This is a genomic window from Kerstersia gyiorum (assembly GCF_004216755.1).
GTDB lineage: Bacteria > Pseudomonadota > Gammaproteobacteria > Burkholderiales > Burkholderiaceae_B > Kerstersia > Kerstersia gyiorum.
This window is the reverse complement of record NZ_SGWZ01000001.1, coordinates 670001-685467: the sequence shown is the minus strand read 5'-3', so window position 1 is coordinate 685467 and position 15467 is coordinate 670001. Positions and strand designations below refer to the sequence as shown.

Annotated in this window: 14 protein-coding genes; 8 read left to right on the top strand and 6 right to left on the bottom strand. The window is 65.1% G+C overall.

The features are described from left to right. The 3 genes from gloB (at position 1) to fabI (ending at position 3161) form a co-directional block, all read left to right on the top strand. The gene (gene gloB / locus EV679_RS03095; RefSeq protein ID WP_130486485.1) at positions 1-819 is read left to right on the top strand and encodes a hydroxyacylglutathione hydrolase; all 819 of its coding nucleotides are present in this window, start codon (positions 1-3) and stop codon (positions 817-819) included. Between the two features lie 51 nt (positions 820-870). Continuing rightward, complete coding sequence (locus tag EV679_RS03090) at positions 871-2274, top strand: LysM peptidoglycan-binding domain-containing protein (protein WP_068367389.1); 1404 nt, start codon at positions 871-873, stop codon at positions 2272-2274. A 101-nt stretch (positions 2275-2375) separates the two neighbouring features. Beyond that, positions 2376-3161, top strand: a complete 786-nt coding sequence (fabI, locus tag EV679_RS03085) for an enoyl-ACP reductase FabI (protein ID WP_068367391.1) — start codon at positions 2376-2378, stop codon at positions 3159-3161. Positions 3162-3289: 128 nt separating this feature from the next. On the opposite strand, the gene EV679_RS03080 is transcribed toward fabI, so the two are convergent. The 6 genes from EV679_RS03080 to apaG form a co-directional block, all read right to left on the bottom strand. Next, on the bottom strand, positions 3290-3679 hold the full coding sequence (locus tag EV679_RS03080) for an OsmC family protein (protein WP_068367393.1): 390 nt from the start codon (positions 3677-3679) through the stop codon (positions 3290-3292). 46 nt (positions 3680-3725) lie between these two features. Beyond that, complete coding sequence (locus EV679_RS03075) at positions 3726-4862, bottom strand: AI-2E family transporter (RefSeq protein WP_083969373.1); 1137 nt, start codon at positions 4860-4862, stop codon at positions 3726-3728. Positions 4863-4900: 38 nt separating this feature from the next. Continuing rightward, positions 4901-5668: a DsbC family protein gene (locus EV679_RS03070; RefSeq protein WP_068367395.1), complete on the bottom strand. Its 768-nt coding sequence runs from the start codon at positions 5666-5668 to the stop codon at positions 4901-4903. A gap of 45 nt (positions 5669-5713) precedes the next feature. Next, on the bottom strand, positions 5714-6877 hold the full coding sequence (locus EV679_RS03065; RefSeq protein ID WP_127775701.1) for an FAD-dependent monooxygenase: 1164 nt from the start codon (positions 6875-6877) through the stop codon (positions 5714-5716). Beyond that, the gene (gene mltA / locus EV679_RS03060) at positions 6874-8211 is read right to left on the bottom strand and encodes a murein transglycosylase A (RefSeq protein WP_130486484.1); all 1338 of its coding nucleotides are present in this window, start codon (positions 8209-8211) and stop codon (positions 6874-6876) included. The genes EV679_RS03065 and mltA overlap by 4 nt, the downstream gene beginning before the upstream one ends. A gap of 83 nt (positions 8212-8294) precedes the next feature. Then, complete coding sequence (apaG, locus tag EV679_RS03055; RefSeq protein ID WP_068367399.1) at positions 8295-8675, bottom strand: Co2+/Mg2+ efflux protein ApaG; 381 nt, start codon at positions 8673-8675, stop codon at positions 8295-8297. Between the two features lie 272 nt (positions 8676-8947). Here apaG and rpe point away from each other — a divergent pair, with 272 nt between their 5' ends. The 5 genes from rpe to EV679_RS03030 all read left to right on the top strand — a co-directional run bounded on the left by rpe (position 8948) and on the right by EV679_RS03030 (position 15465). After that, the gene (gene rpe / locus EV679_RS03050; protein ID WP_253100126.1) at positions 8948-9646 is read left to right on the top strand and encodes a ribulose-phosphate 3-epimerase; all 699 of its coding nucleotides are present in this window, start codon (positions 8948-8950) and stop codon (positions 9644-9646) included. A gap of 13 nt (positions 9647-9659) precedes the next feature. Continuing rightward, positions 9660-10343, top strand: coding sequence for a phosphoglycolate phosphatase (locus EV679_RS03045; RefSeq protein WP_130486483.1), 684 nt, complete (start codon positions 9660-9662; stop codon positions 10341-10343). A 226-nt stretch (positions 10344-10569) separates the two neighbouring features. Beyond that, on the top strand, positions 10570-12135 hold the full coding sequence (locus tag EV679_RS03040) for an anthranilate synthase component I family protein (RefSeq protein ID WP_068367405.1): 1566 nt from the start codon (positions 10570-10572) through the stop codon (positions 12133-12135). 98 nt (positions 12136-12233) lie between these two features. Then, the gene (locus EV679_RS03035) at positions 12234-14345 is read left to right on the top strand and encodes an LTA synthase family protein (RefSeq protein ID WP_068367407.1); all 2112 of its coding nucleotides are present in this window, start codon (positions 12234-12236) and stop codon (positions 14343-14345) included. A gap of 550 nt (positions 14346-14895) precedes the next feature. Further along, on the top strand, positions 14896-15465 hold the full coding sequence (locus EV679_RS03030) for an anthranilate synthase component II (protein ID WP_068367821.1): 570 nt from the start codon (positions 14896-14898) through the stop codon (positions 15463-15465). Positions 15466-15467 lie beyond the last annotated feature (2 nt).

Below are 15467 nucleotides of genomic sequence, written 5' to 3'. Positions count from 1 at the left end.
ATGATTCTTCAGACAACGCCCCCTACCGCCGACGCTGTCGCTCCCGGCGCGCTGATCCCGCTGCCCGCACTGCGGGATAACTATATCTGGCTGGCCGCCGGTTCAAGCCAGGCCGTCGTGGTGGACCCGGGCGAAGCACGTCCTGTGCTCGATTTCCTGGAACGCCACCCTTTTCAGCTAGCTGCCATTCTACTCACCCATCACCATGCGGATCATGTCGGAGGCGTGCTGGAACTGGTTCAGGCCACCGGTGCCCGGGTCTATGGCCCGGCAACGGAACAACTGCCGCACTGTGACGTGCTGCTGCGCGAGAACGATAGCGTCGTGTTCGAGGACCCGGCCCTGGCGCTGCGCGTGCTGGACGTTCCCGGCCATACCGCCGGGCATATCGCCTATGCCGGAGAACTGGCAGGACAGCCGCTGCTGTTCTGTGGCGACACCCTGTTTTCCGCCGGCTGCGGCCGTCTGTTCGAAGGCACACCACGCCATATGCATGACTCTCTGGCGAAGTTCAGCGGCCTGCCGCCAGAGACCCTGGTTTGCTGTGCCCATGAATATACGCTATCCAACCTGGCCTGGGCGGCCAGCGTCGATCCTGGTAATCAGACGTTAAAAGAATGGAAAAATCGTGCATCCGAGCTCAGAAAACACGGAATTCCAACATTACCCACACAGCTCGCACTAGAATACGGGATTAATCCCTTCCTCCGCCTTGGCGATCCCCAGGTCATGCAGGCTGCCCAACAATGGGCGCAGCGCTCGCTTTCCAACAGTGTGGACATCTTCGCCGCCTTGCGTGAATGGAAGAATGCAGCCTGAGCGCGGCCTTGGCCGTACCTGCTGCGCCTAACGAATTCGCCACTTATCTGCATGAACCTGATCAAATTCATCCTACCGTTGTGCCTGGCAGTCCTGGCCGGTTGCGCCAGCGCCCCCCAACAACAGGCTGCCCAGGACAACGACCCGGTATCGTTGCTGATCGCCCGTTCTTCCCCGCCCCCGCAGAGATCCAACCGCGCCACGCTGCTCCAGGCACGCATGGCCGACAGCTCGCGCATCATCGACCTGACGCGCCCGGCCTCCGACGCCTGGGAACGCATCCGCCTGGGCTTCGCGATCCCCAACCTGGATACGCCGCTGGTCCAGAAGTGGACGGACTACTACGCCGCCCACCCCGAATATGTGCAGCGCATGGCAGACCGCGCCGGCAAGTACCTGTACCACATCCTCGATGAAATCGACCGCCGCGGCCTGCCGACCGAACTGGCGCTGCTGCCGTTCGTCGAAAGCGCCTACAACCCGGACGCCTATTCCCGCGCACATGCCTCCGGGCTGTGGCAATTCGTTCCGGCCACCGGCCAGAACTTCAACCTGAAACAGGACTGGTGGCGTGACGAACGCCGCGACCCCATCGCCTCCACTCGGGCAGCGCTGGATTACCTGGAATACCTGTTCGAACTGCAGGGCGACTGGCACCTGGCGCTGGCCTCGTACAACTGGGGAGAAGGCTCGGTACGCCGCGCCATGGCCCGCAACGAAGCCGACAACAAGCCGACGGACTACCTGTCGCTGAACATGCCGGACGAGACGCGCAACTATCTGCCCAAGCTGCAGGCCATCAAGAACATCGTGGCCATGCCCCAGCAGTACGCCATCGCCTTGCCGGAAGTCCCCAATTCGCCGTATTTCACGACCATCGCCAAAACGCGCGATATCGACATCGACATCGCCGCCAAGCTGGCGGAAATGCCGCTGGACGAATTCCGTGCGCTGAACCCGTCCTACAACCTGCCTATCATTCCGGGCTCGGACAGCACGACGCTGATCCTGCCGCTGGACCGGGTCGAGGTGTTCTATGCCAATCTCAACACCTACAAAGGTGAACTGAGCGCCTGGAAGACCTACCACCCCAAACGCGGCGAAACCCTGCGCGACATCGCCCGCGAACACGGCATCTCCGAAGCCGAGTTGCGCCGCCTCAATGGCCTGGGCGCACGCCAGCGCACGGCCAGCGGCCAGCCGCTGCTGCTGCCTGCCAAGCCGGGCAACCAGGTGAAGTTCGCCTCGCTGGCGCCGGTCGCACCGGTGGCTGCCAGCAACTCCCGCGCTGCGACCGTGCGCTCGCACACGGTACGCCGGGGCGACACCCTGTCCGCCATTGCACGCCGCTACGGCACTGATGTCAGCACGCTGCGCCGCCTCAACAACCTCAAGGGCAGCAACCTGGCCGTCGGCCGCAAGCTGCGCATCCCCGGCACCAATTCGCGCGGTTGAGCGCGCCTTTCCCGCCCCCGGCGCAAGCCGGGCGGTATGATTGCCATGCGGCCGGCCCTGCCCGGCCCTTCTGCCTTCGTTAATTTTCAGGATAGACACACATGGGTTTTCTTAGCGGCAAGCGCATTCTCGTTACCGGCGTCCTGTCCAACCGCTCCATCGCCTACGGCATTGCCAAGGCTTGCCATCAGCAAGGCGCGGAACTGGCCTTCACCTATGTCGGCGACCGCTTCGCCGACCGCGTCAAGGAATTCGCCGCCGATTTCGGCAGCGATATCGTGCTGCCTTGCGACGTCGCCGAGGATGCCAGCATCGACGGCGCCATCGCGGCACTGAGCGAGCGCTGGGACGGCCTGGACGGTCTGGTGCATTCCATCGGTTTTGCGCCGCGCGAAGCCATCGCCGGCGAATTCCTTGACGGCCTGTCGCGCGAAGGTTTCCGCATCGCGCACGACATCTCCGCCTACAGCTTCCCGGCACTGGCCAAGGCCGCACTGCCCTTGTTGCAAGCCCGTCGCGGCTCGCTGCTCACCCTGACCTATCTGGGTTCCGAGCGCGTCGTGCCGAACTACAACACCATGGGCCTGGCCAAGGCATCGCTGGAAGCCAGTGTGCGCTACCTCGCCAACAACCTCGGCCCGCTGGGCATCCGCGCCAACGGTATTTCCGCCGGCCCGATCAAGACCCTGGCAGCCAGCGGCATCAAGGACTTCTCCTCGATCCTGAAGTTCGTCGAACAGACCGCGCCGCTGCGCCGCAACGTGACCATCGAAGACGTCGGCAACGCCGCCGCCTTCCTGTTGTCCGACCTGGCGGCCGGCATCACAGGTGAAATCACCCACGTCGATGCAGGCTTCTCCACGGTAGTGCCGGGCATGCAGGGCTGACAGCCAGTCTTGCAACAATAGAAAAATGGCGCAGGAGCATGCAGCTCCTGCGCCATTTTTCATGAAGGCCAGACAAGCGCCTGGCCGCCTTGCGGGGCCGCGTCCGGGCGCAGCCAACCCTGCGGGGTTCAGCCCAGGCGGGTGCTGACTTCGATGTCGGCCTGGGTCATGAGGCGATGAATGGGACAGCGGTCCGCTATGGCCAGCAGGTCCTGCCGTTGCGCCTCGTCGAGCGCCCCCTGCAGCGTCAGGGTCACGGACAGGCCATAGACTCCTTCCCGTTCGCGGCTGGCGTCGCGCTCGACATTCACGGCGACATGTTCCAGCGGGTAGCCCTTGCGGCGCGCATACAGCAGCACCGTCATGGCCTTGCAGCCACCCAGCGCGGTATCGAAGTAATCATGCGGATCCGGCCCCTCGCCCTGGGGTGCGGGCATATCCAGCGCCAACTCGTGCCCTGCCGCGACTGCGGTCAGGCGCAGCGCGTCCTTGTCGTTCTGGCGAATGCTGATACTCATGCTGTCCTCGCGATGTGAAAAATTCCCGCCCCGACACCGGAACAGGTCAAATCCCGTCGTCCTGCCCTTCCGCCTGGACCTTGCCGCGCTCCTGCGTCAGCCGGCCCTGTTGCTTGCGCGCGCGCTCAGCGCGGATATTGCGCAGCCATTCGCGCCACATCGCCACCAGCAACGCCATCAGTACCGGCCCGACGAACAGGCCGACGAAACCCATGGTCTTGACCCCGCCCACCAGGCCGAAAAAGGTTGGCAGGAACGGCAGCTTGACCGGGCCGCCCACCAGGCGCGGCCGCAACGTTTTGTCCACGATGAACAGCTCGATACTACCCCAGGCCAGCAGACCCACGCCGGCAACGATGTCGCCAGACGCCATCAAGTAGAGCGAGACCAAGGTGAAGGACAACGGGGCGCCGCCAGGAATCAAGGCCATGAAACCGGTGATCACGCCAAGCAGCACCGGCGACGGCACGCCCGCCACCCAGTACGCGATACCCAGCACCACGCCTTCGCCAATGGCGATCACCCCCATGCCGGTCACAGTCGAACCGATGGTCGCCGGCACCATGCGCGAAAACTGTTGCCAGCGCGCCGGGAAAATCCGCTCGCCGGCCAGGTCCAGCTGCGCCACGACAGCGGTCCCGTCCTTGTAAACGAAAAACAGCGTGATCAGCATGAACAGTACCGTCAGCGCCAGATGGAACAGGTTGCCGGTGGCCGACAGCACCCAGCGGTAGATGTTGCCCAGATGCTGCCCGCTCAGAACCTGCACCCAGTAGCCCAGCGCATGCGGTTCGCCCAGGTGTTCCTGCCAATAGCCCGCCCAGCGCTCGCCGACCACCGGCAGGGCCGGCAGCCACTCCGGCACGGGCAGGCCGTTGCGGTTGGCACCCTGCAGCCAGCCCAGGACATTACCTGCCTCCTGGATGGCGTAGGACAGCGCCAGCGACAGCGGCACGATCAACACCAGGATAACGACCAGCAGCGCGCAGGTCGCCGCCAGCGCAGTGCGCCCATTGCAAACCCGCACCCAGCGTGAATACAAGGGCCAGGAAGCGATGCCTATGATCAGCGCGGCCAGCGCCGGCACCAGGAAGCTGCCGAAGAAATAGACGCCGGCAACCAACACCAGTATCAAGAGCCATCGCGCGATGACTTGCGCGGGAAAAACTGGTGGCAAAGACATATTCGGCTTCCTGATATCTGGCGGGGGCAGCTGAAGGTTCAGCGTGTGGCTTGCTGGGCGCGATCCAGACGCGCCCGCAATTCATCGGCGGGCAGCGCACCGGGCGCGCGCGTTCCGTCCTCGAAGAAAACGGCGGGCGTACCGCGCACATTAAGGCGCTTTCCCAGCGCCAGCAACTGATCCAGCGGCGCATCGCAGTTTTCGGCCCGGGGCGCGATTCCCTTCAGCATCCAGGCGTCCCAGGTCGCCCCAGGATCTTTGGCGCACAGCACCGCACGCGACTTGTCATGCGAATCCTGGGACAGAATGGGGAACAGGAAAGCATAGACCGTCACATTGTCGATATCCGCCAGCGTCTGGCGCAATTGCTTGCAAAAACGGCAGTTCGGATCTTCGAACACGGCCAGGCGGCGCGAGCCGTCTCCATGCACCTGCTTGATCGCCAGGTCCAGCGGCAGCTGGTCGAAGTCAATGGCGGACAATTGGTCCATGCGTTCCTGGGTCAGGTTGCGGCGCGTCGCCGCATCCACCAGGTAGCCCTGCATCAAGTAACTGACGCCGGCATCGGTATAGAACAGGCTGTCGTCAATCCGCACCTCATAGAGCCCATAGCCGACGCTGCGCACTTCGTCCGGCTGCACGCCGTCGAAACGCTGCGCGAACAGGCGGCTGATCGTGGCCGCTTCGGCAACCGCAGGCTCGGTGGCCTTCGCCGCCTGGGCCGCCGGCGCCAGCACGCCCATCATGCAGACCACGAAAGCGGCTGCGGCAGCGGCGCGCCAGCGCCGGATTGAATTGACTGACATGAACGGGTTTCTCCTGAGACTTCCCGGGACGCATCCCTGTTATTCCTAGCGCGACGCCTGTTCGATCAACAAGCGCTGCACCCCTGGCAGGCGCCCTGCCAGCGACATGCCGGTGTTGCGCAGCCACGCCAGCGGCGCTGGCTGCGCATCGAACAGGCGTTGCAGGCCGTCGGTCGCCAGCGCCATCGCGCCCACGGCCTCAGCCCGCCTGCGACGATAACGCCGCAACAGCAGCGGGTCGCCAGCGGTGCGAAAATCTTCCCTGCCGCCAACAATGGCCGCCAGTTCACGCGCATCGCCCAGGCCCAGGTTCAAGCCCTGCCCGGCCAACGGATGCACCCGATGTGCAGCATCGCCCACCAGCGCCAGGCGCTCGCCGATCATGCCGGTGCGATCCAGCGTCAGAGGGAAGCCGTGCACGGCGCTGCGCAGGGCCAGGTTGCCCAGGCACCCTTCGGTGGCCTGCGCCAGGCGGCGCGACCAGGCCTGCGCGGCCTCGTCCGCCGGCAAGGCTTTCATGGCCCGCGCGTGTTCATCCTTCATCGACCAGACCATCGAAACCTGCGGCCCCTGCGCGGTATCCGGCATGGGCAGCAAGGCCAGCACGCCATCATCGCGGAACCACTGCCGGGCGATACCGCCGTGCGGCAACTCGGCATCCAGGTGCGCCACCAGGCCGGTGGCGCCATAGGCCCGCGAACTGACGTCGGGAACATGCGCCCGCAGCAGCGAGCGCGCGCCGTCCGCACCGATCAGCAGATCCGGCTGCAAGGCAGCGCCCTTGCTGGTATGCAGCACCCCGGCGTCATAGCGCACGGCTTCCTCGTCGCGCCATTCCAGGCCGAACACTCTCACGGCCTGCTGCAACGCACGCTCTATTTCGCTGGATTCGACGATCCAGGCCAATGCGTCGCGTGCCGCCTGCCAGGCGTGCAGGTCCAGGCGGCCATCGGCATCACCATGGATGTCCATACCGGCCACGGGTGCCACGCGCCCGGGTTCCATCGCCTCCCAGACCCCCAATTCCTGCAGGAATGCCTGGCTGGCGGGAGAAATGGCATAGACACGTGCATGATAGACGTCCGCCTGGGGCGGCGGCACGGGCCGGCGTGGCGCCAGAATCACCGGACGCTGGCCCTGGCGCGCCAGGGCCAGGGCTGTTGCCAGCCCGGCATTGCCGGCGCCGCAGATAACAATGCCGCCCATCATCGTGCTGCCGGCTGCCCGGCCGTCTTGGGCCAAAGCACCCACATGCGGCCGCGCTGCTTCATGCGGCCGGCCTGTTCACCCGCTTCGTCGCCAAAGCCCCAATAGAAGTCCGCCCGCGCCGCACCCTTGATCGCCGCGCCGGTATCCTGCGCGAAGACCAGGCGGTTGAGCGGCTGGTTGGACGACGGCAGCGTGGTGGCAAGATACACCGGCGCACCCAACGGCACATAGCGGGTATCCACTGCGATGGAGCGCTGCCCCGTCAGCGGAATGCCATAGGCACCCTTGGGGCCCTCGGACGGATCGACGATGGTTTCCTCGCGGAAGAAGACCATGGCGGGGTTGGCATTGAGCATTTCCTGCACACGCGCCGGATTGCGGCGCGCCCAGGCCCGGATATTCTGCATCGAAGCCTGGGCCAGCGTCAGCTCACCCTGATCCGCCAGCCAGCGGCCTATCGACGCATATGGCCGCCCGTTGTGATCCGCATAGGCCAGGCGCAAGGTCTTGCCTTTGTCCGGACCGTCGGTCAGCAGCACCCGGCCCGAGCCTTGAATCTGCAAGAAGAAGGCATCGACAGGATCATCCACCCAGACAATTGCAGCCGGCTGGCGCGCGCTGTCGGCGGCGATCTCGGCGCGGGTGTCATAGGGCACCACACGGCGGCCATCGACGAGCTTGCCGCGCACGCGCTTACCTGCCAGTTCGGGATAGACCGCGCCCAGGTCTATCGTCAGCAGATCGGCCGGCACGGCATACAGCGGCCATTGGTAAACGCCGCCGCGCTCGCGCGAACCGCGCACCAGCGGCTCGTAATAGCCCGTCACGGTATTGGCGGCAGCGCCCTTGCCTTCGTCCAGGCGCCAGGGCTGCAAATGCTGTTGCAGGAAGCGGCGAATGGAGGCGGGGTCGTTGGCGTCCGGCGCCTTGGAAGCATCAGCGGCGGCAGCGCACACCGCATGCCAGGGGCGCGGCGCGGCACGCGCTGGCGCCGTCAGCGAACCGCCGGTGGGCCGCATCAGGCCGGCGCAGTTGCGCAGGAAGGCCACCCAGGCCTGGTCCATGGGCTCGGTGCTCCAGTCAGGCATTTCCGACCACTCGGCGCGCGTCCAGCCGCCATCGAGACGGCGTGCCGTGGTATCGCGCAGGCTGGACAAGGGGGGCACCCGCAAGGGCAACAGGCTACGCGCCTCAGGCGCTGCCTCGCCCGTCACCACATCGGTCGCCGACTGCACCGGGGGCTGGCCGCCCTCGGGCACAGGCCCCGTCGTGCTACAAGACGCCAGCAATGCGGCGCCACCTATCAAAAATGGAAGTAAACGCGTCAGCTTCATGAACCGCCCGGTAAGTTCTTGAACAATTATAGGACCGCCATAACAGCGGCGCGCGAAGTTTTTCCGCGTGCCGTGGCTCAGGGTCAATGTAACGTACTGGGCACTGCCAGCATGAATTCCGGTATCGCGACATCGAAGGGGATGCCGTTCTCACCTACGCAATGATACGTGCCACGCATGGTTCCCGCAGGAGTCCGCAAGGGGCAGGCACTGGTGTACTCGAAGGACTCCCCCGGTGCCAGCAGTGGCTGCTTGCCCACCACGCCCAGGCCGCGCACTTCGTGCTGGTGCTGCTGCGCATCGGTAATCACCCAATGGCGCGCGATCACCTGCGCCGGGCGCGTACCGGTATTGGCGATCGTCACGGTATACGCAAACAGATACTCGTCCGCCGACGGCTGCGATTGCTCGGGCACATAGCGCGGCACGACGGTCACCGTCAGGTCATATGTTTTGTCTCGCATGAAAATCTTCCCCCTAGTCCCTCACATGGCCGCGGCCGCCCTGCGAACGGCGCAAAACGCGACCTCTGCCCCCCAAAACTGCAATAATGTCGGCAGCCTGCCTGGCCATCTGGCGTCACCGGTCCTACCGGTGCCCAGCCATGCCCGGCGGCAATACTGCAGGATCGCGGCCAGTGGGCCGCCGTCCGCCAGATCTGATCGCCATTACAGCGCGGCGCACTGCACCGCCATTCATTGCCTTCCAGGCCGCTATCATGCCAGAACAAACGTCCCTGCCGCCCGCCCGCATCGCTCCCAGCATTCTGTCCGCCGATTTCGCCCGCCTGGGCGAAGAAGTGCGCAACGTCCTGCTCGCTGGCGCGGACTGGATCCACTTCGACGTCATGGACAACCATTTCGTTCCCAACCTGACTATCGGCCCGCTGGTCTGTGAAGCGATCCGCCCACACGTCAAGGCGCCGATCGACGTGCACCTGATGGTCGAACCGGTGGATGCCCTGATCCCGATGTTCGCCAAGGCTGGCGCCGATATCATCAGCTTCCACCCCGAGGGTTCGCGCCACGTGGACCGCACCTTGTCGCTGATCCGCGACCACGGCTGCAAGGCCGGCCTGGTCTTCAACCCTGCCACGCCGCTGGACTGGATGGACCATGTCATGGACAAGCTCGACCTCGTCCTGCTGATGTCGGTCAACCCCGGCTTCGGCGGCCAGGCCTTCCTGCCGTCCAGCCTGCCCAAGCTGCGCCAGGCGCGTGCCCGCATTGACGCCTGGACGGCGCAGGGCGGCCAGGAAATCGCCCTGGAAATCGACGGCGGGGTCAAGGTCGACAACATCGGCGCCATCCGCGCAGCCGGTGCCGACACCTTCGTCGCAGGCTCGGCCATTTTCGGCAAGCCCGACTACGCCGCCGTGATCAACGCCATGCGCGCCGAAATGGCACGCGTGGACGGCAGCCTGCAAACCTGTTGAGCCGGAAGCTGACATGAGCGCCATCAAGCTGGTCCTGCTGGATCTGGACGGCACCCTGCTGGACACCATTCCAGACCTCGCCAACGCCGCCAACGGCATGCGTGCCGACCTCGGCCTGCCGCCGCTGCCCCTGGCGCTGCTGGCGACTTTCGTCGGCAAGGGCATGCAGGTCCTGGTGCGGCGGGCCATGACCGGCGACGCCAGTCTTGAAGGCCCCCTGCCCGACGGGTTCGAGCATGCGCTGGCGTGTTTCCAACGGCATTACCGCGAACTCAACGGCGCCGATACCCGTGTCTACCCCGGCGTCATCGCCGGCCTGGATGCCATGCGCGCCCAGGGCCTGCCGCTGGCCGTGGTCACCAACAAGCCCCAGGCCTATACCCCGCCGCTGCTGGCTCGAATGGGCCTGGATGGGTACTTCCCCATCGTGGTATGCGGCGACACCTGCGCACGCAAGAAACCGGAAGCCGAACCGCTGCTGCATGCCTGCGGGCTGGCAGGCGTGGCACCGGCCGAGGCGCTCATGATCGGCGACTCCATCAACGACACCCAGGCGGCGCGCGCCGCAGGCTGCGCCGCGCTGGCCGTCAGCTACGGCTACAACGAAGGGCTGGATGTGCAGACGCTGGATGTCGATGGTATAGTTGACACGTTGCTGGAAGCCGCCGGGTGGATTGCCCGCCGCAACCAGCCCTGACCACAGAAAAGACCAGACCCGAATTCCATGTTCATCGCACCCGCATCCCGTTCCGCACGCGCCAGCTGGCGCTGGTGGCGCAGCATGTCCGGGTGTTGGTGACGACCTCTCGGCTGGCGCTCCTGTATGCCAGCCCTACGCAGCAAAAGATCACACGCCCGGCCCACCTTCAGGCCGGGCTTTTTTGTGCGCGCCCGGCCTCCCCAGCATCCCACGGAGAGTCCCCATGACCGAGATTGAATTCCAAGCCCTGGCCGCACAAGGCTACAACCGCATCCCGCTGATCGCCGAAAGCCATGCCGATCTGGATACGCCACTATCGCTCTACCTGAAGCTGGCGCACCAGGGCGGCACGCAGGGCCGCATGAGCTGCCTGCTCGAATCCGTCGTCGGCGGCGAGCGCTTCGGCCGCTACTCCTTCATCGGCCTGCCGGCACGCACCGTGCTGCGCGCCAGCGGCGAGCAGGTGGAAGTCCTGCGCGACGGCCAGGTCATCGAACGCCATACCGGCGACCCGCTGGCATTCATCGAGGACTACCAGAAACGCTTCAAGGTTGCCCTGCGCCCCGGCCTGCCCCGTTTCGCAGGCGGCCTGGCGGGCTATTTCGGCTACGACACCATCCGCCACATCGAAAAGCGCCTGGGCCCGGCAGTCAAGCCCTTCCCGGCGGGCATGGAAGAAGGCGTGCCGGACATCATGCTGCTGCATGTCGATGAACTGGCCATCGTGGACAACCTCAGCGGCAAACTGTATCTGATCGTCTATGCCGACCCGGCCCAGCCGGAAGCCTACGCCCGCGCCCAGCAACGGCTCAAGACCCTGCGCGCCCAGTTGCGCCGCCCCGTCGAAGTGCCCTACAGCCACGCCAGCACGCGCACCCAGGAACGCCGTGATTTCGACAAGCCCGATTACCTCAAGGCCGTGCTCCAGGCCAAGGAATACATCGCGGCTGGCGACCTGATGCAGGTACAGGTCGGCCAGGTTATCGCCAAGCCTTTCCGCGACGCGCCGCTTTCGCTGTACCGCGCCCTGCGCTCGCTCAATCCGTCGCCATACATGTACTTCTGGAATTTTGGCGACTTCCACGTGGTTGGCGCCTCGCCGGAAATCCTGGTGCGCCAGGAAAACCTGCCGCAGTCCGCCGGGCCTGTGCCCGCCTTCTCCAGCGCTCCCCCCGCTACGCCACTGGAGGCTGGCAGCCGCATCACCATCCGTCCGCTGGCCGGCACCCGCCGCCGCGGCAATACGCCCGAAGAAGATGCTGAACTGGCCGTCGAACTGCAGGCCGATGCCAAGGAACGCGCCGAACACGTCATGCTCATCGACCTCGCGCGCAATGACATCGGCCGCGTGGCCGAGCCGGGCAGCGTGGTCGTCACCGACACCATGACCATCGAGCGCTACTCCCACGTGATGCACCTGGTCTCCAACGTCGCCGGCACGCTGCGCCCCGGCATAGGCAACATGGATGTGCTGCGCGCCAGCTTCCCGGCAGGCACCCTGACCGGCGCTCCCAAAGTGCGCGCCATGGAACTGATCGACGAGCTGGAACCGGTGCGCCGTGGCATCTATGGCGGCGCAGCCGGCTACCTGAGCTACGGCGGCGAAATGGACCTCGCCATCGCCATCCGCACCGGCGTGATCAAGAACGGCACCCTGTATGTCCAGGCCGCCGCCGGCATCGTTGCCGACTCCGATCCTGAAATGGAATGGAGGGAAACTGAAGCCAAGGCGCGCGCCGTACTGCGCGCGGCAGAACAAGTACAGGAAGGGCTGGACAACGCCGACTGAGGCCGCCGGTTTCTTTTTCTGTTGCAAACCAGTGCTGGCGCCGTGCTGGGCAAGGGGTAGAATCAGCTTCCGTTCGAGACTTGTCATCAAACTGAAGCATGAGTGCATCACCCGGCACCAGGGCACCCAAGCGTGCCGCAAAAAAAGAAAATCAAACCTGGACCCCCTGGCTGCGGCTGCACCGCCAGTACTGGATGCTGCTGGTGCTGGCCGTCATCGGCCTGGCGCTGGGACGCATGGCCGTGATCATGATCCAGGCGCCGGTGCAATGGCACCCTGCCGGGCAGGACCTTACCCGCGCCTTTTGGATGGGCGCCCGCTTCGACGTCAAGAACCTGGCAGTCCTGCTCGGCCTGCCACTGTTCCTGGCCTTCCTCATGCCAGCCCGGCTGCGCAACTTCTGGCAAAAGCTGCTGGCCGGCTGGCAAGTGCTGGTCATGCTGTTGATCAACCTGCTGATGGTGGTCAACTATTACTACTTCCAGTTCTACAACGGCCCCATCAACGGCCTGGTCTTTGGCTTTGCCGAGGATGACACGGCCGCGATTTCCCGCACACTGTGGAACGACCTGCCTGTCATCCGGCTGGTCATCGGCATTCTGTTGCTGACCTTCGTGCAAGTCGCCATCGCCCGTTGGTGGGCCAGGCGCCAGCCTGGCGGCCCCACGGGCTGGCGCCTGGCAGCGCTGGCCATTGCCAGCCTGCTGCTGACGGCAGGCCTGGCGCGCGGCAGCCTGGGCACGTTCCCCTTGCGTACCATGCACATGGCCGTGTCCACCGACGCCTTGGTAAACAACCTGGTGCCCAATGGCTGGGTGGCGCTGCAAATGGCCTGGAAGGAGCGCAATGCCTCGGACATGGGCAGTACGCCCGAGGCCGGCATGAAGCTCTATGGCCTGCAATCCCTCGAAGACGCGCTGCAACAGGCCGGCCTGCAATCCCCAGGCGAGTCCCTGGGCGCGGAACAGGCGGCCGAACGCGCCCACCAGGCGCTGCTGCAGCCGCTGCCGGCGCAAGCCGCCTGGCAACAGGCGCGCAAGCCGAATGTGCTGGTGGCTGTCATGGAAGGCTGGGGCCGGCACCTGCTGGAATACGACGACCCGGAACGCAACGACCTGCTGGGCCACCTGCGCCCCTGGCTGCACGGCAAGGCGGATTACTTCGACAAGGCGCTGTCCTACCAGCATGGCACCTACCAGAGCCTGGAAGGCCTGCTGCTGGACAGCCCGGTCACCCCCCTGATGCAGAGCCGCTACGGCTATCGCGGCTACTCCACCTCGGTGGCCCAGGCCTACCGTGACGCAGGCTACCGCACCGTGTTCCTGAGCGCCGGCCAGGATAGCTGGCGCAAGCTGGATACCGCGCTATTGCAGCAGGGCTTCGACCAGGTGCTGGGCGAAAGCGCGATCACGGAGCGCTATCCCGAGGCCACCACCCATACCTGGGGCGTGGATGATGAGTGGATGTTCCGCTACGCGCAGGATATCGTGGCCGAGGCGGAAGCAGCCGGCCAACCGCTCATGCTGGTCATGCTGACCACCACCAACCATCCGCCGTTCCGTTCGCCGCCGGGCTACCAGCCGGCCGTCCTGGACCCTGATACCCTGGGAACTGCCATGGCAGTGGATGCCGAGCATGGCCGGACCATCCTCTCTACCTACCAGTACGCCAACAATGCCCTGGGGCAGTTCCTGGACAACCTGGAACGCGACGGCGTCATGGAACATACCCTGTTCGCTGCCACCGGTGACCACAACACGCGCCAGATATTCACCTATCCCGACGCAAGCCAGCTGAATTTCAAGTACGGCGTGCCCATCATCATGTGGGTCCCTGAGCCCTATCGCCTGGGTGGCATCCCCCACACCGGTGAATGGGCCAGCCACCAGGACATTTTCGCCACGCTGATGGCGCATTCGCTGCAAGACACCAGCGTTGCCAAGCGCGGCCGCGACCTGTATGCCGATACCACTGCCCCCATTGCCCTGTCCTTCATCGGCGACGAGTCCGGCGCCGGCCCCGGCATTTTCATCAGCGCCGAAGGCGCAGTGGTGGGCATGACGCATCCCCAGTTCTACCACTGGAACAGCGACGGCCGGCTGCTGCCTGCCGCCACGCCATCGCAACCCCTGCAGGTGCAATGGCAGAAGCAGCGCGCCCTGCTGGCCTTGCGCGACTGGCGCATCCGCGCCGAGGCCCTGCAACCCTGAGGCCGGCGCCGCACTTGCCCGCCCAGGCAGCAAGTGCGGCCTGCCGGCAACGGCCGCCAGCAGCCTTGGCCACCACGCTCGACAGCGGCCAAGGCTGCCGCTACAATCGACGCATTATCCGGGTTGCCTGCGGCCTTGCTGGCCCCCGCGCCCGGTTTTCATCAAGCAACAGACTGAATCCATGAACCGTTACGCAACGTCCCTCACTTGCCAGTGGTGGCGCTTCCAATAGGAAGCGGCTCGACGTTACGGTTTCACACCACGCCTTGCCGCCGTTTCGGGTGGATACAAGGCGTTTTTTTATTCTGATTCCCGGTACGGCGGCTCCAACGCTCAGGAGATTGCCCAGTGCCACACGCCCCCACAGCCCAATACCTCCCCGGCCTTTACCGGCAGGATGGCTGCGCGCGCGCATATCCCGCGTTGGTCCCCCGATGGCGAAGCTTGCCCACCCCAGGCAAGCACTGAACCTTGCACAGACATTCCCGGCCATGCCAGTTCCGGCAACCGGCCGGCAACCGAATACCGCAAAGATACAAGGATCGCCATCATGGCCCTGCTGATGATAGACAACTACGACTCGTTCACCTACAACCTGGTCCAGTACTTCGGTGAGCTGGGCGAGGAAGTGAAAGTCGCCCGCAACGACGAAATCACGCTCGATGAAATCGAAGCCCTGGCGCCCGCACGCATCTGCGTGTCGCCCGGCCCATGCTCCCCGGCCGAGGCTGGCATCTCCATTGCCGCCATCCAGCGCTTCGCCGGCCGCATTCCCATCCTGGGCGTCTGCCTGGGGCATCAATCCATAGGCGCAGCCTACGGCGGCAAGATCATCCGCGCCAAGCAGATCATGCATGGCAAGACCTCGCCTATCACCCACACCGGCACTGACATTTTCCGCGACCTGCCCTCGCCCTACACCGTCACCCGCTATCACTCCCTGGCCATCGAGCGCGAATCACTGCCGGACTGCCTGCAAATCACGGCGGAAACGGAAGATGGGGAAATCATGGGTATCCGACATAAAGAATTAGCGATATACGGAGTACAGTTCCATCCCGAATCGGTTCTGAGTGAACACGGCCATGCCCTGCTGCGCAACTTCCTGACGCAGGACTGACC